The organism is Desulfocurvibacter africanus subsp. africanus DSM 2603, from assembly GCF_000422545.1.
GTDB lineage: Bacteria > Desulfobacterota > Desulfovibrionia > Desulfovibrionales > Desulfovibrionaceae > Desulfocurvibacter > Desulfocurvibacter africanus.
Genome location: NZ_AULZ01000001.1, coordinates 356,565 through 368,614 on the forward strand (window position 1 = coordinate 356,565; position 12,050 = coordinate 368,614).

At 61.2% G+C, this 12,050-nt stretch carries 15 protein-coding genes; 9 read left to right on the forward strand and 6 right to left on the reverse strand.

The features are described from left to right. Positions 1 to 325: 325 nt before the first annotated feature. Complete coding sequence (locus H585_RS0101590) at positions 326 to 634, forward strand: IscA/HesB family protein (protein ID WP_027366494.1); 309 nt, start codon at positions 326 to 328, stop codon at positions 632 to 634. Between the two features lie 178 nt (positions 635 to 812). Here H585_RS0101590 and H585_RS0101595 read toward each other — a convergent pair whose 3' ends face one another. Beyond that, positions 813 to 1,049 (reverse strand): FmdB family zinc ribbon protein, encoded by a 237-nt coding sequence (locus H585_RS0101595; RefSeq protein WP_027366495.1) that lies wholly within the window; start codon positions 1,047 to 1,049, stop codon positions 813 to 815. A gap of 26 nt (positions 1,050 to 1,075) precedes the next feature. Further along, a complete protein-coding gene (locus H585_RS0101600; protein WP_014258812.1) occupies positions 1,076 to 1,693 on the reverse strand; it encodes a D-sedoheptulose 7-phosphate isomerase in 618 nt (205 codons plus the stop codon). A 262-nt stretch (positions 1,694 to 1,955) separates the two neighbouring features. Between H585_RS0101600 and H585_RS0101605 the strand changes: the two genes are divergently transcribed. The 5 genes from H585_RS0101605 (at position 1,956) to H585_RS0101625 (ending at position 6,856) form a co-directional block, all read left to right on the forward strand. Then, positions 1,956 to 3,143 carry an ABC transporter substrate-binding protein gene (locus H585_RS0101605; RefSeq protein ID WP_027366496.1) on the forward strand — a complete coding sequence of 396 codons (1,188 nt, stop codon included), beginning with the start codon at positions 1,956 to 1,958 and terminating at the stop codon, positions 3,141 to 3,143. A 118-nt stretch (positions 3,144 to 3,261) separates the two neighbouring features. Then, positions 3,262 to 4,185: a branched-chain amino acid ABC transporter permease gene (locus H585_RS0101610; RefSeq protein WP_005986837.1), complete on the forward strand. Its 924-nt coding sequence runs from the start codon at positions 3,262 to 3,264 to the stop codon at positions 4,183 to 4,185. Between the two features lie 17 nt (positions 4,186 to 4,202). Then, complete coding sequence (locus tag H585_RS0101615; protein ID WP_081678578.1) at positions 4,203 to 5,345, forward strand: branched-chain amino acid ABC transporter permease; 1,143 nt, start codon at positions 4,203 to 4,205, stop codon at positions 5,343 to 5,345. A gap of 18 nt (positions 5,346 to 5,363) precedes the next feature. Then, positions 5,364 to 6,131 carry an ABC transporter ATP-binding protein gene (locus tag H585_RS0101620; RefSeq protein WP_005986833.1) on the forward strand — a complete coding sequence of 256 codons (768 nt, stop codon included), beginning with the start codon at positions 5,364 to 5,366 and terminating at the stop codon, positions 6,129 to 6,131. Continuing rightward, complete coding sequence (locus H585_RS0101625) at positions 6,131 to 6,856, forward strand: ABC transporter ATP-binding protein (protein WP_014258817.1); 726 nt, start codon at positions 6,131 to 6,133, stop codon at positions 6,854 to 6,856. The genes H585_RS0101620 and H585_RS0101625 overlap by 1 nt, the downstream gene beginning before the upstream one ends. A 207-nt stretch (positions 6,857 to 7,063) precedes the next feature. Here the strand turns inward: H585_RS0101625 and H585_RS0101630 are convergent, their stop codons facing one another. Both H585_RS0101630 and cobT read right to left on the reverse strand, forming a co-directional pair. After that, entirely contained in the window at positions 7,064 to 7,435 is a 372-nt protein-coding gene (locus H585_RS0101630) for a DUF6693 family protein (RefSeq protein ID WP_027366498.1), read from the reverse strand. Between the two features lie 73 nt (positions 7,436 to 7,508). Then, on the reverse strand, positions 7,509 to 8,573 hold the full coding sequence (gene cobT / locus H585_RS0101635) for a nicotinate-nucleotide--dimethylbenzimidazole phosphoribosyltransferase (protein WP_027366499.1): 1,065 nt from the start codon (positions 8,571 to 8,573) through the stop codon (positions 7,509 to 7,511). Positions 8,574 to 8,816: 243 nt separating this feature from the next. Here cobT and H585_RS0101640 point away from each other — a divergent pair, with 243 nt between their 5' ends. From H585_RS0101640 to H585_RS0101650, 3 genes are all read left to right on the forward strand, one after another. Beyond that, complete coding sequence (locus tag H585_RS0101640) at positions 8,817 to 9,146, forward strand: hypothetical protein (protein ID WP_027366500.1); 330 nt, start codon at positions 8,817 to 8,819, stop codon at positions 9,144 to 9,146. 232 nt (positions 9,147 to 9,378) lie between these two features. Further along, the gene (locus H585_RS0101645; protein WP_244432451.1) at positions 9,379 to 10,500 is read left to right on the forward strand and encodes a nickel/cobalt transporter; all 1,122 of its coding nucleotides are present in this window, start codon (positions 9,379 to 9,381) and stop codon (positions 10,498 to 10,500) included. Between the two features lie 17 nt (positions 10,501 to 10,517). Then, positions 10,518 to 11,114 (forward strand): DUF1007 family protein, encoded by a 597-nt coding sequence (locus H585_RS0101650; protein WP_027366502.1) that lies wholly within the window; start codon positions 10,518 to 10,520, stop codon positions 11,112 to 11,114. A gap of 237 nt (positions 11,115 to 11,351) precedes the next feature. Here H585_RS0101650 and H585_RS23405 read toward each other — a convergent pair whose 3' ends face one another. After that, a complete protein-coding gene (locus H585_RS23405; RefSeq protein ID WP_162531409.1) occupies positions 11,352 to 11,492 on the reverse strand; it encodes a hypothetical protein in 141 nt (46 codons plus the stop codon). Between the two features lie 115 nt (positions 11,493 to 11,607). Beyond that, entirely contained in the window at positions 11,608 to 11,871 is a 264-nt protein-coding gene (locus H585_RS0101660) for a hypothetical protein (RefSeq protein WP_237707671.1), read from the reverse strand. Positions 11,872 to 12,050: the final 179 nt, after the last annotated feature.

Here is a 12,050-nt window from a genome sequence, read left to right on the forward strand (position 1 = left end):
TTCATTCCCCCCGGACCCCCCGTATTTACGGCAGCGAAATCGCCGACGTGGGAACGTCGGCGATTTCGCTGCCTTGGCAGGTTGGGCTTTGCCGCCACCCGAATTATTTAGTTTCTCCAGCGCTAACGCCTTGGGCGTATGCGGCCAAGATCACTTCACCCAAGGCTTTGAAGCCACTTCTTATCACATATTTCAATTTCATCTATTTTCTATGTCGATATAAACATAAGTCCAAGCCAGCCCATGGCTGCCTTCGCAGCCACCCTGAAGAAGCATAACCATTTTATTCAATCAAAATAGTTTTTTATAAATACATGGAGGTCAAATGATTTTTCTCACAATGGCTGCCAAAGAGCAGATCGACAACCACTTCAAGGACAAGGTAACCTCTCCGATACGCATCTACCTGAACCATGGCTGCGGCGGACCGCGCTTCGCGCTGGCTCTCGACGAGCCAACCGATGGCGATGAGGTGGTGGAGGACGGCGGTTACAAGTTCGTCATGGAGAAAGAACTCTTCAAGCAGGCCTCACCCTTGACGGTGGACATGTCACCCATGGGTTTCGTGGTGCAGTCGGAGATGGAGCTTGGCGGTGGCGGCGGAGGCTGCAGTGGCTGCACGTCCTGCGGATAGGACAGCTTCACAAATTTATGCAAAGGGAGCGAAGCCTCCTCCTGGCCTGAACAGAGCCGGCCGATCCGATGGAAACCATCGGATCGGCCGGCTCTGAATACGGGGTCCAGGGTGTCGTTACACCCTGGTGGGTGGGGTTCGGGGAGGGCTAAGCCCTTCCCGATCTTCGCTTTGCTCTTTACTTGCAGGTGGCGCAGCTGCCGCCGGAGCAGCCGGCGCAGCCTCCGCCAGAGGACGAAGCCGAGGGCGCGGAGCCGAAGTCGGCGCCTCCGTCGGCGTTCTTGTGCCGGCAGCAGGACATTAGTTTTTCGGCATTGGGGGCCTTACATTTAGGGCAAGCGGGCGCGTTCTGGCCGAAGACTAGCTCCTCGAACTCATGGCCGCACTTGCCGCAACGGTATTCGAAAATTGGCATCGCGTATCTCCTTGTGACTGACGAAGCTAGGCCTCGTTCAGGTAGGGCGTCAGCTCGGAAACGGCCTCGAAGAGGTAGTAGTCCACCAGCTCGCAGAGCAGGTGGCCCACGGCGATATGGATTTCCTGTATGAGCGCCGTTATCTTCTCGGGCACGAGCACGGGATAGTCGCACAGGGGCAGCATGGCCCCGCCGCTTGCGCCGGTGAAGCCCACGGTGACGATCTCGCGTTCCTTGGCCGCGCGAAGGGCGGCCAGCACGTTCGGGCTTCCGCCCGAGGTGGAGATGGCCACGAGCACGTCGCCGGGGCGGCCCAGGGCCTGCACCTGCTTCAGGAACACTTGTTCGAAGCCGTAATCGTTTCCGATAGCGGTAAGTATGCTTGAGTCCGTGGTCAAGGCCAGAGCCGGCAGAGGCGGCCGCTCCAGCTTGAAGCGATTGACGAATTCGGCGGCGATATGCTGGCAGTCGGCGGCCGATCCGCCGTTGCCGCACAGCAAGATCTTGCCGCCGCGGGCGAGGCTGACGGCCATGGCCCTGGCGATATCGGCCACCAGGGTCGCCTTGGCCTGAAAGAAAGTCTCGCGCAGCCGGCAGCCGGCCTGGCTATGCGCAAGCACGCGATCGATGGCTTCCTGTGACATATTGTATGGAGTCCTTGGCTAGGGGTCGCAGAACGGCATGGCTGTTACTGGAAGAGCCTTGCGCTTGCAAGAGTGGCCCCGCGCCGTGGCCGCGCCGGGATACGTCGGATCCAATATTATTATATCTACTTGGACGGCCCTGACAAACTCTCTTGACAACTGGCGTTTTACGTAAATGGAAAACCTTGTGCTTTCCTGTCTAGTTGCGTATGAAAACCAAGCCTCAATGCTGCACCACTTACATTTCTATCGGGGAGGTACCATGAAAAGAAGCGGTCTTCTGCTTGCGTTGGTTTTCTCGCTCGGGCTGCTCCTGACCGCCGGTTGCGGCGGCGATGAACAGAAGCCGGCCTCACAGGAAGGTGGCAATATCGTCATCGGCTTCAACATCCCCCTGACGGGCGACATCCCCAAGGTGGGCGAGTCCTCGCGGCAGGCAGCCGAGATGTACCTTCAGCAGGTCGGCGGCAAGATCGACATCGCCGGCAAGCCCTACACCCTGAAGTTCGTTTACGAAGACAACGAGTCCAAGGCCGAGTCCGCGGTCAACGCCCAGCTCAAGCTCATTGAGCAGGACAAGGCCCTGGGCATCATCGGCCCCATGGCCTCCAAGCAGGCCGTGCCAGGCGGCGAAGTGGCCGACGCCAACCAGACGCCCATGATCGCGCCCTGGTCCACCAACCCGGCCACGACCACCGATCGTCCCTTCGTGTTCCGCGCCTGTTTCCTCGACCCGTTCCAGGGCCCCGTGGTTGCCAAGTTCGCCACCGAGGAGTTCGGCGCCAAGAAGGCCGCCGTGCTCTTCGACGTCGCCAGCGACTATCCCAAAGGCCTGGCCGAGTTCTTCAAGGCCGCCTGGGAAGAGATCCACGGACCCGGCTCCGTGGTGGCCTTTGAATCCTTCACCACCAAGGACCAGGACTTCAGCGCCCAGTTGACCAACATCATCCGCTCCGGCGCCGACGTGCTGTTCACTCCCCAGTACTACTCCGAGGTTGCCCTCATCGTGAAGCAGGCCAAGGAACTGGGCTGGAACAAGCCCATCATGGGTTCCGACTCCTGGGGTTCCGCTGAGCTCATGACCCTGTGCGGCGACGCCTGCAAGGGCTACTACTTCTCCACGCACTACGCCGCCGCCGGCGCCACGGGCAAGACCAAGGAATTCATCGACGCCTTCAAGTCCAAGTACGGCTACGTGCCCGACGACGTTGCCGCTCTGACCTGGGACGCCCTTGGCATGATGGTCCAGGCCATCCAGAACGCCCCGCTGACCGGCAATCTGGCCCAGGATCGCGTGGCCGTGAAGGATGCCCTTGCCGCCATTCCGTCCTACGACGGCATCACCGGCTCCATGAAGTTCGACCCGCAGGGCGACCCGGTTAAGTCCGCGGTCATCGTCAAGATCAACGATGCCGGCGAGTTCGAGTTCTTCAAGTCCGTGGCCCCTTAAGGCGGTCCCGGCTATTGTCGACCATGACCGGGAGAGCGTGGCTCTCCCGGTCTTTTCCGTGCCTCGCGGCACGGGCCCGCGGCGGGCGGACGCCGCGCTGAAGCATTAGAGGTGACCCGTGCTTGAGAGCCTGATCCAGAACGTGCTCAACGCCCTGCAGTGGGGAAGCTACTACTCGCTCATCGCCCTGGGCTACTGTCTGGTCTACGGCGTGTTGCTGCTCATCAATTTCGCCCATGGCGACATATTCATGGTCGGGGCCTTCATCGGTCTCGGCGTGGCCACGTTCTTCCTGGGCAATCTCGGCCCCGAACTGGGCCTATCCGGCCCCGTGGTGCTCGCCCTAACCATCCCGCTGACCATGATCCTCACCGCGGCCGTGGGCGTGACGCTGGAGCGCATCGCCTATAGGCCGCTTAGGCGCAAGGGCGCGCACAGGCTGTACGTGGTCATCACCGCGCTCATGTGCGGCCTGGTCCTGGAGAACGGCAACCTGGCCATCCTGGGCGCTAGCCGCCGCAGCTTTCCGCAGCTCATCCCCACCCAGGTCTACGACTTCGGCCTATTCTCGGTGACCAATGTGAAGATCGCGGTTATCCTCGCCGCCATCCTCGTATTCATCTTTCTGCAGTTCGTGGTCACCAAGACCAAAATGGGCATGGCCATGCGCGCCATCTCCTGGGATAAATTCGCCATCCCGCTCATGGGCATCCCCGTGGACAGCATCATCGTGTTTACCTTCATCCTGGGCTCCGGTTTCGCCGGACTGGCCGGCGTGCTCTTCGCCATGAGCTACCCGGTGCTGGAGCCATACATGGGCGCCATGGTGGGCTGGAAAGCCTTCATCGCCGCCGTGGTAGGCGGCATCGGCGACATCCGCGGAGCCTTTGCCGGAGGCTTCCTGCTCGGGTTCGTGGAGATCATGGTCGTGGCGGTCTTCCCCTCCACCATGCGCGACCTCATCAGCTTCACCATCCTCCTGGTCATCCTGACCTGGAAACCCACGGGCCTTTTCGGCATGGCCAAGACCACCAAGATTTAGGGAGAGGGGGAAGTCACATGGCAATCCGCAACGATCCGGGCGCGACCATCCGCGCCGGTGAGACCCTGGCCACGTCAGGCTTCGACCTGCGCAGCCTGAGCGTGCCGGCCATCCTGCTCATCGCCTTCGTGGGCCTGCTGGCCGCCTGCATGACCGGGGCGCTCAACCTCTATATGCAGACGGTGCTCATGTTCATGGGCATCAACATCATCATGTCCACCAGCCTGAACCTGATCAACGGCAACATGGGCGAGTTCGCCTGCGGCCACGCCGCGTTCATGGCCGTGGGCGCTTACGTGTCTTCCCTCGTCACCGTGATCCTGTTCACCCAGAGCAAATTCGGCGCGCCGCTCCTTCCGCCGGAACTGACCCTGCTGGCCTTTCCCCTGGCGCTCCTCATCGGCTCGCTCGCTGCAGCCCTGGTCGGACTGCTCATCGCCATTCCCTCCTTCAAGACGCGCGGCGACTACCTGGCCATCATCACCATCGCGGCCCTGTATATCGTCAAGAGCGCCATCGAGAACATCGACGCCATTGGCGGGGCCAGGGGCTTCATGGGCATGCGCCGCGTGACCAATGCCATGGAGCAGACCCTGGACCTGCCGTGGATGGTCATCTGGATCTTCATCGGCACCGTGTTCACGGTCTGGATCATCCGGCGCTACGTTTCCTCGACTTACGGCAAGGGCGTAATGGCCATCTGCCAGGACGAAGTGGCCGCCGAAATCATGAGCGTGAACACGAACCATATCAAGCTCGTGACCTTCATGCTCTCCTCGGGGCTGGCGGGGCTGGCGGGCGGTTTGTTCGCCCACGTGCTCGGCTACATCAACCCCGGCTCCTTCACCATCCTCAAGTCCACCGAGGCCCTGGTCATGGTCTACCTGGGCGGCATGGGCTCCATTTCCGGCGCGGTCATGTCCGCCATGCTGTTCACCCTGCTGCTGGAGTCCCTGCGCTTCATCATCCCCTGGATCGACCAGTTGCTGCACCTGATCCATGTGCTGCCCGCGGGCTACGAGATTTCCCAGGTATGGAAGTGGGTGCTCATCCCGCTCCTGCTCATCCTGCTCATGCAGTTCCGGCCCGAGGGCATCATGGGCAACCGCGAGCTGTCGGACATTTTCCCGCGGCTGCGGAAGTTCTATAAATTCAAGTAAGCCTTCGAGGAGATTGCCATGGCCCTGCTGGAAATGAAAAACATGACCATGCGCTTCGGAGGTCTGACCGCCGTTTCGGATTTCGACCTGACCTTCCAGGGCGGCGAGTTCATGGGCCTCATCGGCCCCAACGGCGCCGGCAAGACCACGGTCTTCAACGTGGCCAGCGGCTTCTACAAGCCCAGCCAAGGCAGCGTGGTCTTCAAGGGCAAGGATACCCGCGGCCTCAAGCCGCACGGGGTCACCGCCCTGGGCGTGGCGCGCACCTTCCAGAACATCCGCCTGTGGCACGAGCTGAGCGTGCTGGACAACATCCGCATCGCCCAGCACTACCGCATGGGCTACAATCTGATGGACTGCTTCCTGCGCACCAAGCGCTACAAGCGCGCCGAGGCCAAGATAGACTCCATCGCTTGGCAACTGCTGGAGCAGCTTGACCTGAAGCGCTACGCCGAGGAAAAGCCAAACAACCTGCCCTACGGCCTGCAGCGGCGGGTGGAGATCGCCCGCGCCTTGTCCGTGCAGCCGGATCTGCTGTTGCTGGACGAGCCCGCGGCAGGACTCAACTCCGCCGACGTGGACGGGCTCATCAAGCTCATCCGGTGGATTCACAAGGAATTCAAGCTGACCATCTGGATGATCGAGCACCAGATGACCGTGGTCATGAGCCTGTGCGAGTACATCAAGGTCATCGACTTCGGCCGGACCATCGCCGAGGGCACGCCCTCGGAGATCCAGCAGAACCCCGCCGTGATCAAGGCCTACCTGGGCGATTCGGAGATCTAATGTACCTGCAAGTCGACAATCTGCGCGTCAAATACGGCAACATCGAGGCCCTGCACGGCATTTCCTTCACCGTGGAGCAGGGCGAAATCGTCACGCTCATCGGCGCCAACGGCGCGGGCAAGACCACGACCCTGCACACGATCATGCGCCTGCCTCCGCCGGAAGCGCCCAAAGTCGTGTCCGGCGACATTCTCTTCAAGGGCAAATCCCTGCTGAACGTGCCGCCTCATGAAGTGGTGGACAAGCTGAACATCGCCCTGGTGCCCGAGGGCCGGCACATCTTCGGCAACCTGAGTGTGGAAGAGAACCTGCAGTTGGCCACCTACGGCCGCAAGGGCGACCCGACCATCGCCAAGGATTACCAGCGCGTGTACGACCTGTTCCCACGCCTGGCCGAGCGCCGCAAGCAGCGTAGCGAGCAGCTCTCGGGCGGCGAGCAGCAGATGCTGGCCGTGGGCCGCGCGCTCATGACCAAGTGCGAGTTCATAATGCTCGACGAGCCGTCCATGGGCTTGGCCCCGCTGCTCATGTACGACATGTTCCGCACGCTCAAGCAGCTCAACCAGGAAGGCCTGACGATCCTGCTTATCGAGCAGAACGCCAACCTGGCCCTCAAGTTCGCCCACCGCGGCTATGTGCTCGACACCGGCGAGATCGTGGCCAGCGGCCCCTGCTCCCAGCTCAGGGACGATCCCGAGGTCAAAAAGGCCTATCTGGGCGGATAGCCCAAACTAAGCCAGTAAGGGTCCCGAGGCCCAAAATTCCGAGGCGACCGGTGCAACCGGTCGCCTCGATGCGTTTGCTCAAAAGAAATCCGTATGAGAACTAGGGAGGGCTTTACCCTCCCCAGACCCCACCCACCAGGGGCGGACGCGCTCCTGGACCCGCGATTTTCTTTCGTGATTACTCAAAGACCTGGGATGGCGTGGCCCTTAGGCCTTGGCTCCGTATTGGGAAGTCAGTGTGCCCTGCGCGACCGGCACAAGGCTGGTTTTGTTGAGGGCGTATACCCACACTCTGTACACGTAAATGATGTAGGCCAGGCCGAAGGTCACCAGAGAGAGCAGGAACCAGAGCAATGCGTGCCCGAGGTTGCCGGTGAAATCGAGCGTGCAGTTGAAGCGGCTGCTCAATTTGCCGAACTCGTCCTTGAGGTATGTCTTGTTGATAATGAACCGGGCAAGCGCATACGGGTAGAACATGAAGGCGAAGCCCAAGGTTATCACCGTAAAGAAGATCCAGATGACGGCATGACCCAGCGCGTCGCTAACGGACAGATCTATGGCTATGCTCTGTTTGCTCATGACAGCTCCTCCAGTGAATCGACAGCAGAATGGCTCGGCGGCTTACGATGAAGCGAGACCGCTTATCCGGCTGCTACGCCTTGCACACGCCCGCGCCAGAAAACGTGGCCATCTCGTTGAAGATGGCTGCTGCAGAGCGCATCACGAACAGGGCCATGGCCGCGCCGGTGCCCTCGCCCAGGCGCAGACCCAGGTGCAGGAGCGGGTCGGCCTTCAGGACCTGCATGATGCTCGCATAGCCGGGCTCGGCCGAGGCGTGGCTCAGGAAGCAGTAGTCGGCCACGGCCGGGCAGAGCTTCCAGGCCGAGACATAGGCCGCAGTGGAAATGAAGCCGTCCACGGCCACGGCCATGCGCCTGCCGGCAGCGCCGATGATCAGGCCGGACAAAGCCGCGATTTCCAGACCGCCCAATGCCGCCAGAATGCGCAAGGGGTCGCCCGAGGTCACGGCCGTCTGGTTGGCCACCAGTCCTCGGCGGATGACCTCGATCTTGCGACGAAGGCCATCGGCCGCCAAGCCGGTGCCGGGGCCGGTGATCTTTTCCGGGTCCAGTCCCAGGTAGGCGCAGAACAAGGCCGTTGACGGCGTGGTGTTGGCGATGCCCATGTCGCCGGTGCCCACAGCGCGGCAGCCCTCGTCCGCGGCCATGTTGGCCAAGTCTATGCCCAGCTCCAGGGCTCGTGTGCAGTCCTCGGCGCTCATGGCCGGTCCCACGGCCAAATTGTCCGTGCCGGGCCGGACCTTGCGCTGAATCAGGGCCGGGTGCTCGGGATAGGTCCCGCCCACGGTGCCTGCGTCCACCACGCTCAGACCGATGCCCGCCGTGCGGGCCAGCACGTTGATGCCCGCGCCGCCATTGGCGAAATTGAGAACCATCTGGCGAGAGACTTCCTGCGGAAACAGGCTCACGCCTTCGGCGGCCACGCCGTGGTCGCCGGCGATGGTGAAGATGCGCGCCGGATCGACGCTCGGCTTGGAGCCCCCGGAGATGAGATAGAGCCGCAGCGCGACTTCTTCCAACCGTCCCAGGCTGCCCCTGGGCTTGGTCAGGTCGTCCAAGTGGGCCTGGCCTTGCGGGATAAGGCTCGTGTCCACGGGCTGAACAGCGGTCAGGACTTGTCGCAAACGCTCGCTCATTTCGTTCCTTCCCTATCGCGTGTCGCGGATATTGTTTAAGAAAGGCAAAGTAAATACGCCACATCCAGCCACAGGTCCACGGTAAAATGGGCTGCGAATCAACCGCTTGGATATAGTTGAAGCACGCCTGGGGCAAATCGCGTTGCTCCATCAAATCCATGCTCTATAGTTGACGGGGATGCACCAAGCGGTAAAACGGAACGTCCTTGTCCATACACCGTACGGGAACGTTGACGCATAACCGTGAAGCTGTTTGTTTCGCTGGCTTACTTGGGCGTGGTTTTTTACCTCGGCTACGTGGGCTGGAAGCACACGCGCGAGGCCGCGGACTACATGCTGGGCGGCTTCGGCTTCTCCATGTTCTGGCTGCTGTTCGTGTTCGAGTCGGTGGCCAAGGCCATCGGCCTGTGCCAGATCCTGTTCGTGGTCGCCGACGCAACCAAGGGTTCCTGGGTCTTCCTGCTGCATTGGCTGGACCCGAACATAGTGGCCCTGCCGCTATCCCTGCTCCTGGCCGTGCTCGCAACCCTGGCCACACGCCACGACGCCGAGCACTGCTGGCGGAATTACTGAGGCCGGTTCGCGAGGTTTGTTTGCAAGGACTACGTCAGCCTGAATGGGGTTTCCAAAGGGGCATTGCCCCTTTGGCCGCCGGAGACTTCCCCATGGCGCGCGGATGCGGCCGCCGGATCATGCAGTGCCCGCAAATCCTGGCAGGCTCCTTGCTATCCTGGCTTTGCGCCCCGTGAGACCGTCACTTTATCCACGCGCGGGCGAATCATCTTCCATCCTGCAAGGAACTACAGTGCCTATTCCAGCTTTGCCCTGCATCACGCGTCATCCACGTTTGCTGGTCTGCGCTCTTCTGGCCATGGTCATTGCCTGTAGCGCCATGACGCATGCCGCTACATCCCCGTTCTTCGGCCCGGCCCGGAGTCAGCCAGCCGTCGAAACCTCCGCTGGTGCGCAGGACGTGGTAGACGAGAGAGACGCGGGAACCGAGCCGCCCGCAGAGGAGGCTCCAACCGCCTCGACACTCGGCAAGACACCTGGATCCTCGCCCTTTTTCAGCGCCGTGCCTGCACCTGCAGCGCCGCCGGAAGCGGCCGCGCCCCAGGTCCTGGAATCCGTCGGTGAAGTGGCCGAGCCCTGGCTACCTGTACGGCTCTGGCAACGCACTCTGACCTGGACCGCCAGTCTGCAAAAGGAGTTGCGCAGCATCATGGCCTCCTTTGCCCGCGATATCCGCGAGAACCCCATGGGCCGCGCCTTCTGGCTTTTCCTGCTGGCGGGCTTCGCCTATGGCGTGGTGCACGCTTTGGGACCCGGCCACGGCAAGAGCTTTGTCTGCAGCTACTTCCTGAGCCGCCATGGCAGCATCCTGCAAGGCTTGGCCTTGGGCACAGGCAGCATGCTCACGCACGTCGGCTCGGCGGGGCTGCTGGTCATCGTCCTCAATCTCGTCCTGGAGCGCGCGGGCATGGCCGACTTCGACAGCCAGGGCGCGCTCCTGCAACGCATCAGTTACGGCCTGCTCATGGCCTTGGGCGCGCTGCTCACGGTCAAAACCATTCTGGACCTGTTCATGGGCCGGGCGCACGAGCATGCCCACTGTCGGGCCGATACGCGCGGCATGACGGCCGTATCGCTGGGCGCGGGACTCATCCCCTGTCCTGGCTCGGCCCTCATCCTCATTTTCGCCATCACTCTGGGCATTTTCTGGGCCGGGCTGGCCGCGCTGTTCTTCGTGGCCCTGGGCATGGCCCTGACCACCTCGCTGTTCGCAGTGGCCACCATCCTCTTCCGCCGCGCCGTGGAGCGCAGCATGAACCGCGACGGCAAACTGGCCCGCATGGCCTTCACGACCCTGAGCCTGTGCGGCTCGCTGGCCATCATGCTGCTGGGTGCGGCCTTTTTCTTTGCTTAAGCATGCCGGAGAACATAATGCGCCACGCCATTCTTAGCCTGCTGACCTTATGCCTTTGCCTCGCACCGCTTCCCGCGGCCGGGCACCCGCACGTATTCATCGACGTCGAGCTTACCTTTGTCTTCGACCTCCAAGGTTTGACCGGCATCCATCAACGCTGGGTCTTCGACGAGATGTTCTCGTCCCAGATCGTGGACATGGTGGACGCCAACGACGATGGCCGCTTGAGCGAAGCCGAGGCTCGCAATATCGAGCAGGAGGCCTTCGTTAATCTAAAGAACTTCAATTTCTTCAGTCATGTAGTCGTGGGCGGCCGCAAAGTGGCCTTCAGCAAGGCTACACAGTTCGTTGCCCGTCAAAATAAAGGCATCCTGAGCTACGAATTCCTTTTGCCCTGTAGCGTGCCAGTGCAGGCCGGCGCCAAAGGCCTTGTCAGGGTCGCGGTCTACGACCAGAGCTACTACTCGGATGTCGTACTTGTGGATACCAAGCCCAAGCTGCTGGGCACCGAGCACCAAGTCGTGGACATGCAGGTCCGCGACGCCGAGGCCGTGTACACGGAATGGGGTCCCATCCAGCCCAAGGAAGTATTGCTGAGTTTTGCGCCACGCTAGGCGTCTTGCATGAGGACCTGGAAGGGCTTTGGAGATGAGCTTGGGGCTCGGACAGCTTTCCGATATTATATGAATTATAAGTGAAGGTTCTTGGAGAAGAGTCGGGCCTGCTTCGGACCAAAAACTGCGAAACAAAGCCAACCGCCCGCAAGCCCTTGGGCATGAGGAGCTGAGCGGGCGTCACGCTCTGGAATCCCGCCAATGCACTGCGCTGATTCAAGCGCCTCACACTCCGCTTCAGCCGCAGGCGCGGAACAGAAACCACACGATCACCGCCAGGATCACCAGGATTACGGCGAACTTGGGGTTGCGCGGATGGTAAACCCTGCGACGCGGGGCATTGGGGCTCTTGAGGTGATTCTCGCGGCTGTATTCCATGTTAATGGACTACCGGCCTTGCGGGCAGTGGTCAACCAGGATCAATGTTTGTGCAAGTAAGGGAAGGCTGGAGCATGGGTCGAGACGCGGATGCGGGCCTTGCCCGCGCCAAGACTCAGACGGTACGCGCGTTGGCGATGGGGGGCTTGCTTGCGATCTCGGAACGGGCGAAGCTGTTGCGGGCGCGCGAGGGACCGGACCGTTCATGCCATATCATGGCTACGGTCCTGATGAAACTGACCAGGAAGATGAGGCTGACGATGATCATGAACACGGTCAGGCACAAGGTGGAGAAGATGTCGGAATTTCCGATGATCTCTCCCTTGAGCAGGCCGAAACCGTCCTGAACGGTGCTGACGACAATTCGTGTATTCTGCATGGTGGCTTGATACATAAAATACAAGCTCCATGCCAAACTCAAGGGCTGGAAGACATTCGCTACGTTGTGACTAGAAGATGAACATGATTCGCGTTCACTTCTCAAGCATGAATTGATGTGCATCGAGCTAAATCTACATTTCATGGATATCATGCATAAAAAAATGGGGCAGCCTGATG

Excerpts from the sequence above, each read along its gene's own strand:
- H585_RS0101590 (WP_027366494.1), top strand. The coding sequence starts at position 326 with ATGATTTTTCTCACAATGGCTGCCAAAGAGCAGATCGACAACCACTTC.
- H585_RS0101595 (WP_027366495.1), bottom strand. The coding sequence starts at position 1,049 with ATGCCAATTTTCGAATACCGTTGCGGCAAGTGCGGCCATGAGTTCGAG.
- H585_RS0101600 (WP_014258812.1), bottom strand. The coding sequence starts at position 1,693 with ATGTCACAGGAAGCCATCGATCGCGTGCTTGCGCATAGCCAGGCCGGC.
- H585_RS0101605 (WP_027366496.1), top strand. The coding sequence starts at position 1,956 with ATGAAAAGAAGCGGTCTTCTGCTTGCGTTGGTTTTCTCGCTCGGGCTG.
- H585_RS0101615 (WP_081678578.1), top strand. The coding sequence starts at position 4,203 with ATGGCAATCCGCAACGATCCGGGCGCGACCATCCGCGCCGGTGAGACC.
- H585_RS0101620 (WP_005986833.1), top strand. The coding sequence starts at position 5,364 with ATGGCCCTGCTGGAAATGAAAAACATGACCATGCGCTTCGGAGGTCTG.
- H585_RS0101625 (WP_014258817.1), top strand. The coding sequence starts at position 6,131 with ATGTACCTGCAAGTCGACAATCTGCGCGTCAAATACGGCAACATCGAG.
- H585_RS0101630 (WP_027366498.1), bottom strand. The coding sequence starts at position 7,435 with ATGAGCAAACAGAGCATAGCCATAGATCTGTCCGTTAGCGACGCGCTG.
- cobT (WP_027366499.1), bottom strand. The coding sequence starts at position 8,573 with ATGAGCGAGCGTTTGCGACAAGTCCTGACCGCTGTTCAGCCCGTGGAC.
- H585_RS0101650 (WP_027366502.1), top strand. The coding sequence starts at position 10,518 with ATGCGCCACGCCATTCTTAGCCTGCTGACCTTATGCCTTTGCCTCGCA.
- H585_RS23405 (WP_162531409.1), bottom strand. The coding sequence starts at position 11,492 with ATGGAATACAGCCGCGAGAATCACCTCAAGAGCCCCAATGCCCCGCGT.
- H585_RS0101660 (WP_237707671.1), bottom strand. The coding sequence starts at position 11,871 with ATGCAGAATACACGAATTGTCGTCAGCACCGTTCAGGACGGTTTCGGC.